The sequence below is a fragment of the Nostoc sp. genome (assembly GCF_036917415.1).
Taxonomy (GTDB): domain Bacteria; phylum Cyanobacteriota; class Cyanobacteriia; order Cyanobacteriales; family Nostocaceae; genus Nostoc.
Genome location: NZ_JBALDJ010000124.1, coordinates 1 through 17,935 on the forward strand (window position 1 = coordinate 1; position 17,935 = coordinate 17,935).

The 17,935-nt window shown below is 40.1% G+C and carries 23 protein-coding genes; 12 read left to right on the plus strand and 11 right to left on the minus strand.

The annotated features are described in order from the left end of the window. From V7K41_RS30310 to V7K41_RS30320, 3 genes are all read right to left on the minus strand, one after another. Positions 1-404 (minus strand): hypothetical protein (locus tag V7K41_RS30310; protein ID WP_334854213.1); only part of this gene is annotated, 404 nt, incomplete at its 3' end. Positions 405-406: 2 nt separating this feature from the next. Beyond that, complete coding sequence (locus tag V7K41_RS30315; protein WP_334854214.1) at positions 407-1,018, minus strand: hypothetical protein; 612 nt, start codon at positions 1,016-1,018, stop codon at positions 407-409. A 24-nt stretch (positions 1,019-1,042) separates the two neighbouring features. Next, positions 1,043-1,384 carry a hypothetical protein gene (locus V7K41_RS30320; RefSeq protein WP_334854215.1) on the minus strand — a complete coding sequence of 114 codons (342 nt, stop codon included), beginning with the start codon at positions 1,382-1,384 and terminating at the stop codon, positions 1,043-1,045. A 134-nt stretch (positions 1,385-1,518) separates the two neighbouring features. Between V7K41_RS30320 and V7K41_RS30325 the strand changes: the two genes are divergently transcribed. Genes V7K41_RS30325 through V7K41_RS30345 form a run of 5 tightly spaced genes read left to right on the plus strand, consistent with a single transcriptional unit; the run spans position 1,519 to position 6,888 of the window. After that, positions 1,519-2,307, plus strand: coding sequence for a hypothetical protein (locus tag V7K41_RS30325; protein WP_334854216.1), 789 nt, complete (start codon positions 1,519-1,521; stop codon positions 2,305-2,307). Next, entirely contained in the window at positions 2,307-4,184 is a 1,878-nt protein-coding gene (locus V7K41_RS30330; RefSeq protein WP_334854217.1) for a hypothetical protein, read from the plus strand. Before V7K41_RS30325 ends, V7K41_RS30330 begins: the two co-directional genes overlap by 1 nt. A gap of 29 nt (positions 4,185-4,213) precedes the next feature. Next, a complete protein-coding gene (locus tag V7K41_RS30335) occupies positions 4,214-5,770 on the plus strand; it encodes a hypothetical protein (RefSeq protein ID WP_334854218.1) in 1,557 nt (518 codons plus the stop codon). Continuing rightward, positions 5,748-5,957 (plus strand): hypothetical protein, encoded by a 210-nt coding sequence (locus tag V7K41_RS30340; RefSeq protein WP_334854219.1) that lies wholly within the window; start codon positions 5,748-5,750, stop codon positions 5,955-5,957. The genes V7K41_RS30335 and V7K41_RS30340 overlap by 23 nt, the downstream gene beginning before the upstream one ends. A 43-nt stretch (positions 5,958-6,000) precedes the next feature. Beyond that, the gene (locus V7K41_RS30345; protein WP_334854220.1) at positions 6,001-6,888 is read left to right on the plus strand and encodes a hypothetical protein; all 888 of its coding nucleotides are present in this window, start codon (positions 6,001-6,003) and stop codon (positions 6,886-6,888) included. On the opposite strand, the gene V7K41_RS30350 is transcribed toward V7K41_RS30345, so the two are convergent. Then, a complete protein-coding gene (locus V7K41_RS30350; protein ID WP_334854221.1) occupies positions 6,874-7,047 on the minus strand; it encodes a hypothetical protein in 174 nt (57 codons plus the stop codon). The two genes, V7K41_RS30345 and V7K41_RS30350, sit on opposite strands and share 15 nt — an antisense overlap. 7 nt (positions 7,048-7,054) lie before the next feature. Here V7K41_RS30350 and V7K41_RS30355 point away from each other — a divergent pair, with 7 nt between their 5' ends. The 3 genes from V7K41_RS30355 to V7K41_RS30365 are packed head-to-tail and all read left to right on the plus strand — an operon-like array spanning position 7,055 to position 8,157. Beyond that, on the plus strand, positions 7,055-7,351 hold the full coding sequence (locus V7K41_RS30355) for a hypothetical protein (RefSeq protein WP_334854222.1): 297 nt from the start codon (positions 7,055-7,057) through the stop codon (positions 7,349-7,351). Positions 7,352-7,397: 46 nt separating this feature from the next. Continuing rightward, positions 7,398-7,625 carry a hypothetical protein gene (locus V7K41_RS30360; RefSeq protein ID WP_334851801.1) on the plus strand — a complete coding sequence of 76 codons (228 nt, stop codon included), beginning with the start codon at positions 7,398-7,400 and terminating at the stop codon, positions 7,623-7,625. Next, positions 7,615-8,157: a hypothetical protein gene (locus V7K41_RS30365; RefSeq protein ID WP_334854223.1), complete on the plus strand. Its 543-nt coding sequence runs from the start codon at positions 7,615-7,617 to the stop codon at positions 8,155-8,157. Before V7K41_RS30360 ends, V7K41_RS30365 begins: the two co-directional genes overlap by 11 nt. Here V7K41_RS30365 and V7K41_RS30370 read toward each other — a convergent pair. The 6 genes from V7K41_RS30370 to V7K41_RS30395 form a co-directional block, all read right to left on the minus strand. Beyond that, positions 8,040-8,756, minus strand: coding sequence for an integrase (locus tag V7K41_RS30370; RefSeq protein WP_334854224.1), 717 nt, complete (start codon positions 8,754-8,756; stop codon positions 8,040-8,042). The two genes, V7K41_RS30365 and V7K41_RS30370, sit on opposite strands and share 118 nt — an antisense overlap. 59 nt (positions 8,757-8,815) lie before the next feature. Further along, positions 8,816-10,159, minus strand: a complete 1,344-nt coding sequence (miaB, locus tag V7K41_RS30375; RefSeq protein WP_334854225.1) for a tRNA (N6-isopentenyl adenosine(37)-C2)-methylthiotransferase MiaB — start codon at positions 10,157-10,159, stop codon at positions 8,816-8,818. 764 nt (positions 10,160-10,923) lie between these two features. After that, a complete protein-coding gene (locus V7K41_RS30380; protein WP_334854226.1) occupies positions 10,924-11,220 on the minus strand; it encodes a hypothetical protein in 297 nt (98 codons plus the stop codon). Positions 11,221-11,613: 393 nt separating this feature from the next. Beyond that, complete coding sequence (locus tag V7K41_RS30385) at positions 11,614-12,177, minus strand: retropepsin-like aspartic protease family protein (protein ID WP_334854227.1); 564 nt, start codon at positions 12,175-12,177, stop codon at positions 11,614-11,616. Positions 12,178-12,535: 358 nt separating this feature from the next. Next, a complete protein-coding gene (locus V7K41_RS30390) occupies positions 12,536-13,309 on the minus strand; it encodes a nucleoside phosphorylase (RefSeq protein ID WP_334854228.1) in 774 nt (257 codons plus the stop codon). A 57-nt stretch (positions 13,310-13,366) separates the two neighbouring features. Next, the gene (locus V7K41_RS30395; RefSeq protein ID WP_334854229.1) at positions 13,367-13,699 is read right to left on the minus strand and encodes a hypothetical protein; all 333 of its coding nucleotides are present in this window, start codon (positions 13,697-13,699) and stop codon (positions 13,367-13,369) included. Here V7K41_RS30395 and V7K41_RS30400 point away from each other — a divergent pair. The 4 genes from V7K41_RS30400 to V7K41_RS30415 all read left to right on the plus strand — a co-directional run bounded on the left by V7K41_RS30400 (position 13,686) and on the right by V7K41_RS30415 (position 16,621). After that, positions 13,686-14,000 (plus strand): hypothetical protein, encoded by a 315-nt coding sequence (locus tag V7K41_RS30400; protein WP_334854230.1) that lies wholly within the window; start codon positions 13,686-13,688, stop codon positions 13,998-14,000. The genes V7K41_RS30395 and V7K41_RS30400 overlap by 14 nt on opposite strands. 195 nt (positions 14,001-14,195) lie before the next feature. Then, on the plus strand, positions 14,196-15,731 hold the full coding sequence (gene zwf, locus V7K41_RS30405; protein ID WP_334854231.1) for a glucose-6-phosphate dehydrogenase: 1,536 nt from the start codon (positions 14,196-14,198) through the stop codon (positions 15,729-15,731). 69 nt (positions 15,732-15,800) lie between these two features. Then, a complete protein-coding gene (locus V7K41_RS30410) occupies positions 15,801-16,202 on the plus strand; it encodes a fasciclin domain-containing protein (protein WP_334854232.1) in 402 nt (133 codons plus the stop codon). 293 nt (positions 16,203-16,495) lie between these two features. Beyond that, positions 16,496-16,621: a hypothetical protein gene (locus tag V7K41_RS30415; RefSeq protein WP_334854233.1), complete on the plus strand. Its 126-nt coding sequence runs from the start codon at positions 16,496-16,498 to the stop codon at positions 16,619-16,621. A gap of 64 nt (positions 16,622-16,685) precedes the next feature. On the opposite strand, the gene V7K41_RS30420 is transcribed toward V7K41_RS30415, so the two are convergent. Beyond that, positions 16,686-17,879 (minus strand): NADH:flavin oxidoreductase/NADH oxidase, encoded by a 1,194-nt coding sequence (locus tag V7K41_RS30420; RefSeq protein WP_334854234.1) that lies wholly within the window; start codon positions 17,877-17,879, stop codon positions 16,686-16,688. Between the last annotated feature and the right edge of the window lie 56 nt (positions 17,880-17,935).

The window sequence follows — 17,935 nt, forward strand, 5'->3', positions numbered from 1 at the left end:
CTGTCCCAAAATTGCAGTTTCTTTTTTTGAGTTACAGAAAGGGTAGAACCAGCCGGAAAAATTTCTCCAGTAGTCGGATTAATCCAGAACGGCTTGCTGTTGTACTTACTCCTTCCGTTGCTTGCACTGCAAATAGTTTTATTAAATCTATGAACTTGATAGCAATTTAAAATTATTTTCAAAAACGCAGTTTGAGCGTAACCAGAGACACCGAAGCCAACTTGATAAAGTTGCAATAAATCTCCAGCCGAATACCAATGACTGGGGGATGTTGATGATGTCGCAAAAATTCCTATTATGTTTGACGTAAAATTAATCTTTGGTTCAATTGCAGGAATGGAAGCCTTCTCATTGGCACGAAATTCATTAACAATAAGCTTCCATTCACTAGCAATCTTAAACATCGCTAAACTCCAGCCCCAGGAATAAAACTGATGCCATCACCAGTTAATGCTGCAATTTGTTGCGCTGTCAATGGTACGACTGCATCCTGTCTAGATTCGGCAGCAGCTTTTTGCATGATTGGGTATCGACCACCGCCAGCTACTTTAAAATAAGGACTTACGTCTGTAGCTGTTGGATTAGCTTTCATTTTATTTGCAGGAATTATGGTTCCAAGAGCATCAGCAATCACAAGAATAGTCGCAAAACCTGGAAATCTAAAGCTAATTGTGTGATAGTTTGCCTTAGCTCCTACTCTTGCATCTATTTTTTTACCTGTTGTTAGAACTACCCGTCTGGTTCCTCTTGATAACCTTCCAGGTCTTTCATGTTCAGCAGCAACACCACTAGTATTTTTAGAGGAGCGATTCACAGTAGAACCATCAGCACGGTTGAGAGTCCTAACCTTTGTCGGTTTTACTGTCTTGCTTTTGAGGAAAGGTTTAGCGAGATTTTCTATATCCAAAAATTTCGCAGTAACAAGAAGACAAGAAAAATTACCGATAGGGTCGTCAACAACTCTATCCGCGTCTCCTGAAGTAGTTCTTTTCAGTGGAAAGTATAATCGTTCTGACATTTTTTAATCAACTCCAATTAATAATTAAACTCGCGCTGGAGTTGTAGTGTTGAGGTCAACAGCAGCAACAATATTGACGCCATAGGAAGCGTTATAAAATTGCAAACCGCTTGTAGGTTCAGTTTGCACGGTTCCAGTAGTAGGGGCTGGATATGCATTTAAAGCTTCACCGACTGTAGGTGTTGGAGTGGTAGCAGTATTTTTGGCGACCTGTGCAGTGTATGAAGCTTGCAATAATTTTGCAAACATCTCAGCGGTAGCAACACTACTAGGCAGAGGGTCAATACCGTCCCACCAAGTTTTCAATGCAGAGTCAGTGATTTTAGCAGAAATTTCAGGAAAAGTTAAATCAGCTACAACAGCCATACTTTTTACTTTTTATCAAAATGGGTACATCACATATCTAGCAATGGTTTCATGGCTCTTTCAAGTACTTTAGAAAGAATTTTTTAGCAATGTTTTTCTAATAGGTTAAGATGTTAGAAAATTATTATCTCTTTATGACGATACAAGAATTAATAGTTAAACAAAAAATTGCTGTCACTCTCGATCCAAATTCCGGCGCTAGCGTAGTACCGATTTTTAATTACGTACCGTATTCAAAAGCAGGGTATCGATTGATAGATGAATACTTAGAGGTGGGAGATTTAAAGGCAGTTAGCTGGATTTATTCATTGCCCCCAGTTCCGTTCCCAGTATTTGAATTGGAAGATACTGAATCAAAGCAACTGCTAACAGCCATTAACCTTGAATGGAAATCATCGAGAATTCAACTTGATGTAATGTGTCAGATTGATGGCACTTTAAATTGGCAAAGAATATCAGCATATTCATTACTTAATGCCGACCCTTATCCCTACAGAGAATATTCTTTAGGAAATCATTTTCTAGGAAATAATTCAATGATTGGGTTGCAAATAAGAAATGTCGGTTTTGGACTGCTACAGAATAGCACAAAAGGACAAGATAAAGTAGTTGTTTATGGCAACCTAACACGGCGAATAATTATTGAAAAACTAGTTGATACTAGCGTGAAAATTAGTAACAATATTACCACTATTGCGGCAAAAATTATCAATAGCAACCCTAGCAGAAAAGGAGTAACGCTGTTTAATAGCAGCGACAGGAATATATTTATAGATACTGTGCCGGGTGTTACCGTTAGTAGCTATCTTTTAAAACTTAAACCTGGTGATTATTGGGAGTCACCAGTACCACTTTACACGGGTGCATATTACGGCATTGTCGCAAGTGGTAGTACTGCAATAGATATTAGGGAGTTTATTTAATGGGATATTTTGCTGACAAAGCAAAAGTAGGTCAAGCGTTAAAAGAACGTTATGAAAAAGCGGCGTGGATATTCAACAAAGAAGACCCACAGGAATCACTTGTGCCGATAGGTGGCAATTTTTACGCAACACCTAATACACCTGCCGACCCGATGGATTGTGATAGATACCCTGATAGTCCTTGGTGTGGTGAGAACCCTATTGATTTAGCACCTGTAGCACTTGAAATTGATATTGTTCGGGATGAATGCAATTTCGGTATTCAATTTAGTGGAACGCTTGGTTTTATAAAATTACCTCCTTTTCAAATTGTTTATCGTAATCCTAATTGTCAGCCAAAACCAAAAGTAGAGTTACCGCCACTGGAGGACAATTACACACGCAAGCTTAAAATGCCTGATGACGGAAATATAAATTTTGTTTACAGGAAAAGCTACTCTCATGCTGAACGCGGCAAGAGTAGGAATACATTACCTTTAGGAAATGCTGATTTTAAGCAAACAATAGATATTACCAATGTACAGACTTTTGACTCTGGTATTTATTTGTGGAAATTTGATTTAGTATTGCGTACTTATAACTCGTTTAACGGAGTTTATTTTAATGCTTTTAAAGTAAGCAATTATTCTACCGTAAACCAGCTAATTTCACAAATGAGAATGCAAGGTTGGGACATAAAAACAGTTAATAGCGACCCATTTAATGTTAATTCGTCTTACAAATTAGAAACATCTGCCTCATTTTCGTTTAGAGGGCAGAATGATATTACCTCCATTGGTATACCTGGCGCTGACTACGCCATTCAAGTATGGTATTCACGGGATAGGCTTCAGAGCTATATAGATTCACCAGGTTCTGTTAGGTCATTCCGTCAAAGTTACAAAGACGTGATAGATGTTCCTTCACTGGGAAAAGTGGATGTAACAGACGTAACTGAGGAAATATGGGAAGTCTACGATGCATTAACAACACTACCACCACCGCCACCAAGCATTAAATCAAAGGAATGTAAATGTATGAGCTGTAATGATGACTTATTAAAACTTATATTAAAAAGACTTGGTGATTTACCTGCTAAAGTTCCTGACAATTTTACAAAACAGCATCCTGAAATAATAAACATTGAATCGTTGGCAGAATTGATATTATGGCAAACAAAACAACTTGATGCCCTCATGGGTGCTTACCCCATTGAAATAGAAATAGAAGATGCTGACCTTGTGAAGGAAGGGAATCAAAAAGAAACACTTAAAATACCAAATCAAGCAGAGGCGATAGCTGAACTTGTGGGACTTGTGCTTACAATAAAACGTGATACTCACGCAACACTTATTACAGCGCTTAAAGCTATGGGTGAAGCAGGTATGACAAAAAATCTATCAACACAGATACTTGATGTTGCACTTGCTAATGCTGAATTTCTTGGTTACAAACTCGAACAAAAAAAGAAAGAAATATCTTCACTCTTCACTCCTAACGGAAAAGATTTAGCTGAGACTCTTAAAGAAAAAAACGTTGAAATTGTCACTTACGAAAATACTGATAAAAATGATTTACAGGATGACCTAAAGGTTCTTAAGACAATGGCTGCACGCTGGAATGCTCAAAATTGGCGACAGATTGCAGGCGACCCAGTAGAAGCCTTGAAACAAAAACTATTTGGCAATCCTGATGCTATCAAAGAAACACATAAAGACAAGGAACAAGGTGATTTTAATGACTTTACAGAACAAGCTGAACGTGGATTTATTGAAGTATCTGGGATTACCGATACTGTTAATCCTTGGAGTAGACCTTACAAGGAGCGCCCAAAAATACGAGAAATAGGGAGTGAGAAAGGACGCTACGACAAAGACGGTAAAGAAGTAGTGAAATAATTGCTGTAATTGTATTTTAGAAAATATATATGGCTATAAGTCTTGAATTATCAGAATTAACATCAAGAGCAGTCCGAAGCAATGTAGGACAACGTGTTATCAAAGGCTTAGAAAGTGAAGAAAAGAAAAAAGATGGTGGTTTTTTGGGAAAGTTCTTTGGTGGACTGGTTTCATTAGGTGGCTTTTTGATAAATGCTATAGGTGGTTTTTTCCAGTTTTCATGGACTACTTTTTGGAGTTGGTTGGTGGCGGCGAAACAATTTATCTGGAATTTCAACTGGAATGCCACTGATGAACAATTAGAAGCAAGCATTAAAGCCCAATGGACAGCGTTAGCAGGTCAACTCGGTGGAACGCTTGGTAACGCATTTGGATACTTAGCCTGCGGCATCTTACCTGGCGCTGTAATTGCAGTATTCAATGAACCCTTAGGAGCAGTAGTACTAGCTAAAGTTGGAGAAGAGTTCCTAGAGGAATTCCTTGAGAACCTTGGGTCGTTGCTCAATAGTGCGCTTAGACTTGGCACTCAAATATTGTTTACAGAAACATATAAAAATGTTCGCAAACTTATTAAGAGCAATAGCGCGTTAGTAGGTAAGCTGTTTGGCAAGAAAGTTGAGAAAGCTGTTAAAGCCTGGGGTAGTAAAGACAGCAAACCGTGGTCTTTTGCGAGTGCCACCGAGGATTTCCTTGACAAAACTTTTGGCGAGGAAGGTGCTATGCGAGAGTTTGCGGAAGAATTCTTAGAGGAGGCTGATGAGGCTTGCACAGAAGCAGGATATGTTGTTGCAAATGCCGTTGATACATATCTTTCAACGCAAATGATTGCAAAGCAAAGCGTTCCACCACTAGGGCACACGCGATATGTAGAAATAACACCAAATAGGCAGAATCCTGATGAAAAAATTGTACTCGGTGGAAGCGAGGAACTTTTAAAACCTGTTATTATTCAAACTCTTGCTCATTATGAACAATTTGCTGATAGAGATGTCGGCATAATCTATGGCACACCTGCGGCTGAAATGCCGGAACGTAGATATCGTCCTGAAATAGTTTTAAAATTTTATCAAAAACAAAATAAAGACCCATTAAAGGGAGCGATAACTGAGAAATTATCAATGCAAATATCTTTTAGATTAATGAATAAATCTAAGAGTGATTTTGCAGACGATTTATACCTGCAAACTTTAGCTAATATAATTTATAGAAAATTTGCAACTCCACCATTCAAAGTCAACAAAGGAAAACAAACATATAGTTATTGTGATTTTGAAAAAGGGTATCAATTTAAATTAGATGTAACTACTCAAGCGGAGGCGAAAAGGGTGGTAGAGCAAGTGCTAGATATTCAATCCCACAAAGTAGATAATGATTTATTAAGAATAGGAAGTAAGCCAATTAGTGGAGTTAAGACTATTCCTGAAAAAATAACTATACGAGGTAAGATTAAAGAGTTACCGATTAAAGGTAGAGAAGGTGTCGTTACATTTCAATACGCTTACTTAAATCTTGGTGTAAATTTACCGCCAATTATTTTAGTAGATTTAACAGGAAAAAAACGAGATGTTATATATAAAGGAAACTGAAGAAGGTATTACAATTTTTTTATCAATTGGAGACATTATTGAGTATGAATTTGAAGAAGGAATATACGGAGAAGGAGAAGTATTAGAAATTAATGAAAGTTCTAATACTATTAAGATATTACCGTTAGATGATTCTCTAATTCTTGTTCCAAGGTGGATAAGCAGTGATGATGTAATTTCGTTTTAAATAAGTTAAACTTTAATTGTCTGACAAAAGGAACTTAAATAATATGCCGCTATATCCAGCAAATGTAAATATTGATTTTGACGCTACAGCATTAAATGCCGCTGTTGCATCAACAACAAATGCTATTAATGCACTTGAGACTAGATTAGATAGTAATGAAGACTCAATTACAAATATCACAACTCAATTAACTAATCAAAACACAAGGTTAAATAGCATAGAGGTAGCTGAAACCAGGGTAGGAAATGCAGTAACAGCGCTAGAAAACAGGGTAGGAAGTAATGAGGACGTTATTGCTAATAATGCGACCGCAATAGGGGGACAGCAGTCACAGATTGACTCTATAAACAACTCAGTTATAAGTCTAAATAGTGGCAACGCAGCGCTTTACGACTATGCAAATACGATTGGTCAGAAAGTTAATGCGCAAGCTCAAACTATCTCATTCTTGGATGGTCAAAATGCTGTTAAAACGGTAGCCATTCAATCATTGCAAGATAAAATAACAGCACTAGAAAACGCATTACCACAAGGCTTCCAGCACTTTCATGACACAAGCAAAGTATTAGTTGGTTCTGGATTATCTTTTGTGCAAGTTGCTGCAAGTTTTTATGCAACAATGTGGCAACAAAGCCCTGCTGCATTGAATGATAGTTTCTCATTTACAGCATTACTAGCACCTGGTACTTATACATTAGTGATGTTGGTAACTCGTGCCAATAACAAAGGAAAATTGAAGTTATCTATCAATGGAGTGCAAGCTTTTGATGATTTGGATGGATATAATTCCACTACGATATATGAGCGTATCACTCGCACAATTACGATTACTACAAGTGGGTTGCAACAATTTGTATTTACTGTATGGGGAAAAAATGCTTCATCGACTGGGTACGCTTTTCTAATAAACAAAATTTCAGCTTACAAGTAAAGTGATAACAATAGGAGTAACATCAAATCCGCAATCACCATCTATTGCAATAAGCTTGGAATAAACTAATATTTCTTTAGCAATATTAGTTAGCATTTGTGGGCTTATTGTGATAGGGATTAAATTGGTGTCTAGCTTTAACAAAATTGCTTCAGACATCGGAAATTTGAGAGATGATTTAAAAAGTCATGTTGATAATGAAGGGCATGAAAAATTATCGCAACAGATTAAAGTTTTGCAAACGGAATCTAGCTCACATGATAAAATGCTTGCTGTTCATTTAATGAATTTTGAAACCCGCAAAGAAGCGGTGCAATTTTTATTTGGTCAACTGAATGAGAAAATTGACCATAAGTGTGAGCGATGGGATAATGAATTAAAAGAGTTGAAAATAGATGTGAAAGAAGTACAAGGATTCTTGAGAAAACATGAATCTTTTGTAATTAGAAATAGACAAGATTAGTTGAAAGTTGTTAGATAACTTATTGGATAACTTTAGAGGTAAGGGAATGAGATGTAAGTTTGAAGTGACTAGCTTAACGCGATACGCTGGTATCCCTAGTGTTAAAGTGGAATTACATCCAGCAATGGGACAGGATGAAGAGGATAGAAAGTTTTGGAAAATTACACCAACCGGAAAAATTGAATTGATGATTGATGATTCTAATAATGTGAATTATTTTGAGGTAGGAAAAGAATATTATTTAGACTTTTCTGAGGTTGAAAATGTTAGGTAAATTACCATATTGCGCTTTGTCTTTTGGTGGTGGTGTTCAATCATCAGCGATTTATCTAATGTTAATATATGAACCTTGGAGATTATTAGAGGTAATGGGAGAGTTACCGGATAAGGTTTACTTCGCTGATACTGGGGCGGAAACTCAAAATACTTATAAAGCAGTTGAATATATGCAATCTTTTAAAAGCATAGCTTTTAAGATTGAGGTTGTAAGTAATGGGAATATTTTAGAGAGACAATATACTAGTGGCGATTTCAATCCTTTGTTTCCGTTTTTTATTAAACAAATTGACGGTAATATCGGAATGGCAAAACGACAATGTACAAGTGAGTATAAAATTCGTGCTATTCAAAAAGCTTGCAGAGAAGCTTTTAAGTTGACTAATGTAAAGCTAATGGTTCCAACAATTTCTCAATGGCTCGGCATATCAATTGATGAACCGGAGAGAATTAAAATTAGTGAAGGCACTGCTTTTGTTACTCGATATCCACTTGTAGAATTAGGTTGGGATAGAGATAAAGGATTGTGATAAAAAAGTTTGTTTTTAATAGCTAATTGATAAGATTTAGACAAAATTGAAAGAAGTACTTTGACGTGCCTTTGCCCTCTATTTTCAACTAGCCAATTCCTGATTTTTATTGCATCCTCTGATTTTGTAGCTTCTATTGCTGACTGAAGATAATTTTTATAATCCCCTTGATACGTTTTTTCGTAATAACTCTCTCTCAGTCCTTGTTTTCTGTATTCGCAGTACATATCCCATACTTCTATTAGAGATAATTTAGGTTTAGGTGGTAATTGATCGCCTGAAGTTACAGCACTTTTTACTAATCTTAGTTTTGCCCTCAATCCGTATTCCTCAAGAACTTCTCTGTACCTCTCTAAATTAAAGGTTCCTTCTGTAGTCGCAAGCTTGCCATCTTCCAATTCTATTTGTAATCGTCGTTGTAGCTTAGATGCCGTGGACTCCCAACCGTTTACTAGTGAGATACCTGTACCGAGTTTTACTTGCTTTTCATCAGCGAAGTGAGTTCTAGGAAAACAAGCTTTTATCGAGCCTGAATCTTCCCGTACCGCTACTTGACCTTTCTTAGCCTTACCAGTTGGTGTTTTAGCGCTGTTAGTCATAAAGCTCAAACTATGCTCAAAGTGTGGAAATCAGTTATTGGATAACTGAGATATAAGCATTATACTATAGGTTCACCCGTCAGACTAAAAGGGCGAACTTCGGTAATTTTTACCTTCACTAACTGCCCTTTGAGTTCTTTGATGTTACCGTTAAAAAAGGTCAAACGATTACCACCAGTGCGTCCCATTACCTGGGTTGGATCTTTAGGATTTTGGTCTTCTACTAAAACTTCTTCAATGCGTCCAAAGTAACGTTGCGATCGCTCTGCTACTTTCAAGTTTCCCAAATGATTGAGCCGTTGCAGGCGATCGCTTTTAATTTCTTCACTCAGTTGATTGTCCCACAAAGCGGCTGGTGTCCCTGGACGCGGCGAATATGCTGCTGTATTCAACATATCAAAGCCAATATCTTCCACCAGTTTCAGGGTATTTTCAAACTGTGCTTCTGTCTCCCCAGGAAAACCGACAATTACATCGGCACTAATCGAGGCATCTGGCATATACCGCCGAATGGTATCGATAATCCGGCGATATTTCTCATGGGTATAACCCCGCGCCATCGCCTTTAAAAGTTCATTATCCCCAGATTGAAAGGGAATGTGAAAGTGTTCGCACACCTTGGGCAACTCGGCACAAGCTTGAATTAATCTCTCAGTAAAATAACGAGGGTGACTAGTAGCAAATCTTAACCTTTCAATCCCCGACACATCATGCACATAATAAAGCAAATCTGTAAAGTTGTGCAGATGCCGACCTTCTGGTGTGATTCCAGGTAAATCTCTACCGTAAGCATCAATATTTTGACCGAGTAGAGTAATTTCTTTGTAACCTTGTCGTCCTAATTCTTCCATTTCAGCCCGGATAGCTGACGGCGTGCGAGATTGTTCGACACCGCGCACATTGGGAACCACGCAATAGGTGCAGCGTTCGTTACAGCCGTAAATTACATTCACCCAAGCTGTCACTGTACTATCCCGTCGCGGCTGGGTGATATCTTCAATAATGTGAACTGCTTCGGTTGCTACGACTTGATTACCCTCAAATACTGACTCCAGCAAATCTTTCAGACGGTTGGCGTGTTGTGGCCCCATTACCAAATCTAATTCTGGGACTCGCCGCAACAGCGCTTCTCCTTCTTGCTGGGCAACACAACCAGCAACAATCAGGGTTAAATCAGGCTGCTCATGTTTACGCTTCGCTTGTCTGCCAAGATAGGAATATACCTTTTGTTCTGCATTATCCCGAATTGTACAGGTATTGTAAAGAATCACATCTGCATAATTCGGGTCTTGACACCACTCAAAGCCCATGTCTTCCAAAACGCCAGCCATGCGCTCTGAGTCAGCTTTATTCATCTGACAACCGAAAGTAGTGATGTGATAGTGGCGTTTAGAAGTGGTCATGGGCAATTCTGCTGAATCAGCGTAATGTTATGTAAGGTTTATTTCTATTCTATAACGCTCTTAAGCTGCTTCCGAAATGCCGAGTAACTCTTGAGAGAAACGGGTAGGCTGAAATAATTTCAGGCGTTGCAGAACAGGGGAATGAATTTAGGCAGGCAGGGGAAGCAGGGGGTGCAGGGGGTGCAGGGGGAGAAATTTTATAACTTGCTAAATCATCCCTCAATTCAGCAACGCCTAATTTCAATATACAAACCTAAAGAATTGACAAACTACAAGCATTGGCGGCGATCAAATTCGCCCTCTTTCTCCAGAATCTTGATGTCATCGTTGCTAAAGAAATGTCTTGCTGATAATTAGGGTATGTGAACCGAGAATAGTAGACTGTCAAGATTGATTTGAGCGAAGGTTTGTAGAAATGCAACCACAAACCACTCCATAATTTAATTGACGATTACTTAATAGTAGTATTTAGTTGTCAAAAATGCTTTTTTTGGGTTCGTATAACTTACGTCTGATGTGAATTAGAAACGCCGCTTATTCTATAAAGGTTTCTAGATTCGCTCAAAATCATAGTTTTGGGATTACCTAAGAAATTACAAGGGTTTCAAAGCTTAATTCACATTAAACGTAACTTAGATACATGATTAATCGCGTTAGTGCAAGCCATCAAGATTTTTTTGACAATCAAGCTTAACTTAAGCGATCGCTACTACCTACGAACAGCGACAAGCCAATCAATCTGCAAGTAATAATTCCATTTACGATTACCCTTGAAACCGCGATAATAACTCCTCACGGTCAGCTTGCAAGAGTGAATCCATATATTCATCGGGGGACAATTGTAAAAAAGCGGGAATAATGCCTTCTAAAGAAGCATCAATGTCCCCAAAGCGCAGCTTTAAAATCTTAGTAATAGTTGCCCGTCGTTCTACCTGTATTGCTTTCCGTTCCCAACTGGTGACAATTTCCATATATACCTCCTGCTCAGTTAATCCCATTGTATCGACCACAGTTTGAAAGACTTCTTCTTCTGCTGCATTCAGTTCCAAGTACACATCCAAAGCTTTAGAGGAAACAATTAAAGATTATCCAATAGACCCTGTTATTGCCCATGAACTAGGTTATCCAGATCCATATACACTACGTCGAGGTGGGCTTCACAACCTATGCTGTTTTGCAACTAAAAGAAGTATAATTCCCATATCACCTTATTCTGGTAATGATTTCCACGAAAATGATTGGATGTCTCATTACTAGTGGCGTGGCATAGCTAAATTGTTGCAAAAAAATTTGTAGGTTAGGTTGAGGAACGAAACCCAACACTCCGATCAATGTTGGGTTTCGTGTTACTCAACCCAACCTACATCTAATGCACTATTTTAGCTCTGTCACGCCACTAGGTTGAATTTAAAATTTTTACAAATCGCAAACACTTGTCTCGATGGTATTACAACTTAGCGGTGATGAAATTCAACTTCTGTTTCCAGAATTTTAATATCATAGTTGCCAAAGAAATCGTGACCCAGTAAGCCGATGCTGGCTTTTGGTGCGATCGCTACTTGAAGATTATTGGCTGTAACTCCACCTACTGCAATAGATTTTACCTTACTGGTTAGAAATTCTACTTCACTACCATCGGCAATTTGGGCTTGCATTGTACCTGTAGCCTGTAGTTCAAGTGTATTCGCCATATTTTGAGTGATAATGGTTCCACTAGCACCTGTATCTACAATCATTTCAAAGGTTTTTTTGTCATTGAAGGTGACATCAATCACAGGAGTTCCACCAAAACGGCGTTTGATTGAGACTCGAAAAACTCTGTTGTCTGAAGGTGCGGCTATGATATTGCCACAAATTCCTCCCAATCCAACGGTTTTACCAGAGGAAGTTATCATGTAACACGCTCCTGGATCGTCTGCTGTTGCCTGATGAGAGAATGCTAAAAATATCAGCGTCGGCATTAGTGCAATCGCAGCTAGTTTAACGGTCGTAATCCAACGCCTGCAAGCATTCTTCATGTTATACTGCTCTCCCCTTTTTGTGATTACTCTTAATAGCTAAACTCATCATGGCGGCTGTAAAACATTAAAAGCACAGTTTTCTAATATAAAAACTCAGTTTTTCTTAATTAATAAATAAAAATTCAAATTATCTCTGTTGAAAACGAGATACTTTTAACCAATTTTTGTAGTTTTAAATTAGCTGATAAAGTTGTTTATATAATATATCTCAATCAAGATGAAATTGCATTTTACTCAATACATCTTACCGATAATTACTGATTGATAAATTAAAGATTAGATAAAGACACGATAAAAATACTTAGAGCAAATTCAATCTGACATACTAAGAAGTTGATAAGAGAGATTTGTTAGCTTACTCAAAGCTTGCTGCTGCATTTACAGCAGTTGCGATCGCATTTTTAATAGCAATATCTCTTTGTTCTAAGATGATATTTTCACTAACAGTACGTCCAGCGACTACACCGCAAATAGCAGCAGCAGCAAAATTATACACTCCTGCCATTTTGAATAGTGTGCCGCATTCCATCTCGTAATTCAAGATATTCAAGCGCCGATATTCTTCTGTAATGCCATGCAGCGATCGCATTAAATTTGGATTGGCTGAATCAATGCGTTCTTGTCCTTCGTAAAAAGTATCAACTGATGCTGTAATTCCGATGTAATGTTCAATTTTTAATTCTCGTGCAGCTTTAACTAAAGCGACTGTGAGAAAAGGATCGGCTGCGGCTGGATATTCCACAGGTGCAATGTCAGAAGCTGCACCTTGGCGACATAATGCTGCACTGCTAATAACAACGCTACCAACTGTTATATAAGGTTGAATCGATCCGCAAGTTCCAATGCGAATAATTTGCCGAATTCCTACTTGTATTAACTCATTCACCACAATACTTAATGAAGGCGCACCCATACCACTTGTAGCTGATAAAATGCTGCGGCCATTTGGTAAGTATCCCACGTAGCTATTGAGTCCGCGATTTTCGGACAATAGACGGACATCTTGGAAATAAGTTTGGGCAATTAGATGCGATCGCTCTGGATCGCCAGATAATAAAGCAATGTTGGGAGGCGATGAACCTAAATCATCTTGCCCAAAGCCGATGTGATAGAAACGTTTACCAGTCATAGAGTTAAGAGTAGCGATCGCCCCAGCAATATAATATGCTAGGGCGTTTTTTAAACTTTACCTAAAATATCCTCCTTCCCATATTTGAAGTTGTCTTTCAGCCGCAACTATGCAATTAAGATGCTTAGGTGGGTACAGAAAATGATCGTAAGCTAATGCCATCTGTCTAGCAGCTTCAGTATATGGCACTCGTCCTATTCCTGTACCCAATCCAGGACAGGCAATGGTGTTAATTTTTTGCCTAGCATATTGATTATGCTGGCGAACTACTAACAGCATCGCCCACATCGCAATATAAGGAAACACATTACTACACAGACTTTTAGAAACACGTATTCCTGTCTCTAATATAGTTGGCGTTGTCAAGGAAAAGCCTGTGTTCTGTGTCAATGAAGGAAGTCGTCCCTTATACTATGCAGAAGATTTAGATTTAATCGCCTGCATGGAGATAGAAGATAACCGACTTCATCTTTTCAATTTAGTTACAACGCAGATATGCTCTTTGAAGAATATTCTTAGTAAGATACCCCAACCCATTCAAGAAGTAGTGATTTACTTTAATCCAGAACTTCTGGATATCAAAGATGTGCAAGCATTCACCCATGCATTGGATGAAACTGTGCTGATGGTTCGTGGTAAATTTGCAGCAGAGGGCGAGAAATTTATGCTGCCCCGTTCTGCAAGGTGTTAAGTTAATCAAAAACAATTCAATCAAAATAGAACTGAGAGTTTTATCATCAGGACTGCTTTATGATGTATCAAACCGACCTGCCGCGATGGATAATAACTATTTAGCATAAGTCACCGCGACGTTTCTAGATAAACTGCTGTCTGCAATGCGCTATAGTTTGGTGGACATCTTGAAGAACATGCGGAGATTTATATCATGACGGCTGCCACCACGCCCCAGGTTTCTGTTGAAGCCTCAATCCGTCCGGCAGAACCCTGTGTGCTCGTTATCTTTGGAGCAGCAGGAGATTTAACCAAACGTCTGCTGCTTCCCGCCCTCTACAACCTCAAACAAAGCAATTTGCTGCCGCAAGAATTTGCGATCGTTGGAGTCGCACACACTTCAATGAGTCAGGACGATTTTCGTAGCAAACTCGCCCAAGACATTCATGAGTTCGCAACGGTTCCCGTAGATGATAAGCTTTGGCAACCGCTTGAGCAGCGACTGTACTATCTTGCTGGTGAGTTTCAGGAGGCTGACACTTACCATCAGTTGCAAGACTTACTCACTCAAGTCGATCGAGACTGTGGCACTCAGGGAAACTATTTGTTCTACCTGGCAACTGGCTCTAACTTCTTTTGCGACATCATTACGCAGCTTGGTGCCGCAGGATTAGTCCGCGAAGAGAGCGATCGCTGGCGGCGAGTTATCATCGAGAAACCGTTTGGGCACGACTTGGACTCGGCTCGTACCCTGAATAGATCTATCGGTGCTGTCCTTCAGGAAAAACAGATTTACCGCATCGATCACTACCTGGGCAAAGAGACTGTACAAAACATTTTGGTGTTTCGGTTTGGTAATGGCTTGTTTGAACCGATTTGGAATCGCGAACATATCGATCACGTCCAGATTACCGTAGCTGAAACGGTTGGAGTCGAAGGCAGAGGCAACTTTTATGAAGGTACAGGCGCAGTCCGGGACATGGTGCAAAACCATCTGTTTCAACTGCTGGCAATGACGGCGATGGAACCGCCAGTCTCGTTTTCAGCCGATGAGGTGCGTGATGAAAAGTCAAAACTATTGAAGTCCATAGTTCCACTCACTGCTGAAACTGTGCAAACTCAAAGTGTACGGGGACAATATGGTGCAGCAACGGTGAAGGATACCCAAGTGCCTGCTTATCGCTCAGAGCCACGAGTTGCATCAGACTCTAACACTGAAACTTATGCTGCCTTAAAGCTGAACATCGACAACTGGCGCTGGGCAGGGGTGCCGTTTTATCTCCGAACCGGCAAGCGTTTGGCTAAACGTGTGACTGAAATTGCAATTCAGTTTAAGCAAGTACCTTCACTATTATTTCGCCAAACCTCGATTGAGCGCCTCACGCCTAATTTCTTGACCATCCGCATTCAACCAGAGGAAGGAATTCATCTCCAATTTGGTGCAAAGGTGCCTGGCCCCGCGATGGCAATGGATGCGGTGGAAATGGACTTTTGCTACACTGACTACTTTGGCAAGATCCGCAGTACTGGCTATGAAACCTTGCTATACGACTGCATGATCGGTGATGCAACTTTGTTTCAGCGATCGGACAACGTAGAACTGGGCTGGAGCGTCGTCACCCCCATTCTAGAAGCTTGGGCAACCACGCCACCTGAAAACTTTCCCAACTATGCAGCAGGCTCGTGGGGGCCATTGGCAGCAGATGATTTGTTGGTGCGCGATGGTCGGCAGTGGCACAGGATTGACTGATAGTCTAAACATACACTTATGTGCTAAATCTCTTAACATCAAGTTTTCACACAATTGAGGTGACATCAGATGCCAGATATTATAGATACTGCAATTAATGCAGGTTCTTTCAACACCTTGGTAACAGCTATTACTACCGCTGGTCTTGATACTGCACTTAAAGGAGATGGGCCATTTACTGTCTTTGCCCCAACAGACGAAGCCTTTTCCAAGCTGCCATCAGGAGCCGTAGAAGAACTCTTAGAGGATGTCATTAAGTTAAGAGAGGTTTTAGAGTACCATGTGGTTTCTGGCAAGATTAATGCAACTGAACTAAATCAGTCGCAAAAGCTAACAACAACTCAGGGAAAAGATATCAAAGTTAATACTGAGAATAATGTTAAGGTGAATGATGCTTACATTGTGACTCCAGATGTAGAAGCTGACAATGGTGTTATTCATGTTATTGATAATGTGTTATTTCCTGAATAACTTTGTTCAGATACTTGCTTTCATTGAATTTTGTAATTGCGATCGGATAAGCATTTAATTTTTTGCCTTTGTTGGCAATCAAAATCACCCAAACCAAATATGCTTATTCAGATTGAGTAGTTAATGTTGTATATTTGTTGCTGATAATTGGATTTAAATAGTTAAATATTTCCAGTGAATCATCAGTAGATATACAACATATTTATATGGCTCAGTATTGACTGCCCCTTTTGCTGAACCGTCGGGAGCAAGTACTCAAAGGCTGTAAGTACTTGAGAACAATCGTCTAGCTTGTGAAGTTACAAAAATTACATTTAGAGCAGGAGGCGATCGCCATAATATCATCTGCGGTTAAACACAAATCAATTGCGATCGCAGCGTCGCAATCTCAAACCTTGACGATTCACTCCACTTTGTAGCGATCGCAATCACATATTACAAGTAATTTGCTGGATTTGATTCAGCAACGCCTGCCGTTGAGATTTATTTCCCCCGTCTCTTTTGTTTAACTGCATAGCCGTAGGGCAAAGACCAGTTCGGTTCCTCATCCAAGCTGCAACGGGCACGAATCGACCAATATGGATCGCGGAGCATTTCTCGACCGACGAGAACCAAATCTGCACATCCACGAGTAATGACTTGGTTAGCATACTCAGCCTCCTTTATCATCCCCACAGCCCCTGTCCTAATCCCAGCCTCTTCTCGGATTTTGGCAGCAAAAGGCACTTGATAACCTGTCTGCACGGGAATCCTGGCATGAGGGACTAAGCCTCCTGTGGAAACATCGATCAAATCAACGCCTAATACTTTTAGTTCACGGGATAATATAACTGACTGCTTGATATCCCAACCTCCCTCTACCCAGTCGGTAGCAGAGAGGCGCACAAAAAGCGGCATCCCGCTTGGCAGAATCTCTCGGATTCGTCTTGTCACCTCCAGTAATAAACGCATTCGGTTTTCCAACGAACCTCCGTAACGATCTGTTCGTTGATTACTTAGCGGCGAAAGAAAAGAATGCAGTAGGTATCCATGAGCCGAGTGGATTTCGATAATCTCAAAGCCCGCTTGAAGGGCACGTCCGGCTGTGGCAACAAAGGCTTGAATCACCTCTTCAATCCCAGCCTCATCGAGGGGTATGGGAACGGGGCCGCCCTCTTGAAACGGAATTGGGCTTGCCGCGATTACCGGCCAAGCCCCTTGTTCAGGTGTTAACGGTGTACCACCCAGCCAGGGAATATTGCAACTCGCCTTCCGGCCAGCATGAGCTAATTGAATCCCGGCGATCGCTCCCTGTTGGTGAAGGAAGCGCACAATTCGAGCTAGTGGCTCGATTTGCATATCGTCCCAAAGACCGAGATCGCCGGGGGTGATTCGTCCTTGGGATGTTACAGCTGTCGCTTCCACTATAATCAGCCCAGTACCTCCAACAGCCCGACTCCCCAAATGGACAAAGTGCCAATCATTTGCGACTCCATTCTCTGCCGAATATTGACACATTGGTGACATCGCTATGCGATCGGGCAGGGTGATATCTCGAATTTTCAGTGGACTCAACAAGTCCACTTCCGGTACATCCGAATCGTGCAGACTCGTTGACTGACAACCGGGGGAATCTATGGATTCTAATTGTGTCTGGGCTGGGGATGATGGCAAGGTTGTTAGGTTCTCTGTAGTCATGCTGTTACTTTTCTGTGCTTTGTGGACTAACACCCAATATCCGAGTTAGCTCGTCA

What these genes read in the sequence shown, in the direction of transcription:
- V7K41_RS30315 (WP_334854214.1), bottom strand. Translation starts at nt 1,018, where the DNA reads ATGTCAGAACGATTATACTTTCCACTGAAAAGAACTACTTCAGGAGAC.
- V7K41_RS30320 (WP_334854215.1), bottom strand. Translation starts at nt 1,384, where the DNA reads ATGGCTGTTGTAGCTGATTTAACTTTTCCTGAAATTTCTGCTAAAATC.
- V7K41_RS30325 (WP_334854216.1), top strand. Translation starts at nt 1,519, where the DNA reads ATGACGATACAAGAATTAATAGTTAAACAAAAAATTGCTGTCACTCTC.
- V7K41_RS30330 (WP_334854217.1), top strand. Translation starts at nt 2,307, where the DNA reads ATGGGATATTTTGCTGACAAAGCAAAAGTAGGTCAAGCGTTAAAAGAA.
- V7K41_RS30335 (WP_334854218.1), top strand. Translation starts at nt 4,214, where the DNA reads ATGGCTATAAGTCTTGAATTATCAGAATTAACATCAAGAGCAGTCCGA.
- V7K41_RS30340 (WP_334854219.1), top strand. Translation starts at nt 5,748, where the DNA reads ATGTTATATATAAAGGAAACTGAAGAAGGTATTACAATTTTTTTATCA.
- V7K41_RS30345 (WP_334854220.1), top strand. Translation starts at nt 6,001, where the DNA reads ATGCCGCTATATCCAGCAAATGTAAATATTGATTTTGACGCTACAGCA.
- V7K41_RS30350 (WP_334854221.1), bottom strand. Translation starts at nt 7,047, where the DNA reads ATGTCTGAAGCAATTTTGTTAAAGCTAGACACCAATTTAATCCCTATC.
- V7K41_RS30360 (WP_334851801.1), top strand. Translation starts at nt 7,398, where the DNA reads ATGAGATGTAAGTTTGAAGTGACTAGCTTAACGCGATACGCTGGTATC.
- V7K41_RS30365 (WP_334854223.1), top strand. Translation starts at nt 7,615, where the DNA reads ATGTTAGGTAAATTACCATATTGCGCTTTGTCTTTTGGTGGTGGTGTT.
- V7K41_RS30370 (WP_334854224.1), bottom strand. Translation starts at nt 8,756, where the DNA reads ATGACTAACAGCGCTAAAACACCAACTGGTAAGGCTAAGAAAGGTCAA.
- miaB (WP_334854225.1), bottom strand. Translation starts at nt 10,159, where the DNA reads ATGACCACTTCTAAACGCCACTATCACATCACTACTTTCGGTTGTCAG.
- V7K41_RS30385 (WP_334854227.1), bottom strand. Translation starts at nt 12,177, where the DNA reads ATGAAGAATGCTTGCAGGCGTTGGATTACGACCGTTAAACTAGCTGCG.
- V7K41_RS30390 (WP_334854228.1), bottom strand. Translation starts at nt 13,309, where the DNA reads ATGACTGGTAAACGTTTCTATCACATCGGCTTTGGGCAAGATGATTTA.
- zwf (WP_334854231.1), top strand. Translation starts at nt 14,196, where the DNA reads ATGACGGCTGCCACCACGCCCCAGGTTTCTGTTGAAGCCTCAATCCGT.
- V7K41_RS30410 (WP_334854232.1), top strand. Translation starts at nt 15,801, where the DNA reads ATGCCAGATATTATAGATACTGCAATTAATGCAGGTTCTTTCAACACC.
- V7K41_RS30420 (WP_334854234.1), bottom strand. Translation starts at nt 17,879, where the DNA reads ATGACTACAGAGAACCTAACAACCTTGCCATCATCCCCAGCCCAGACA.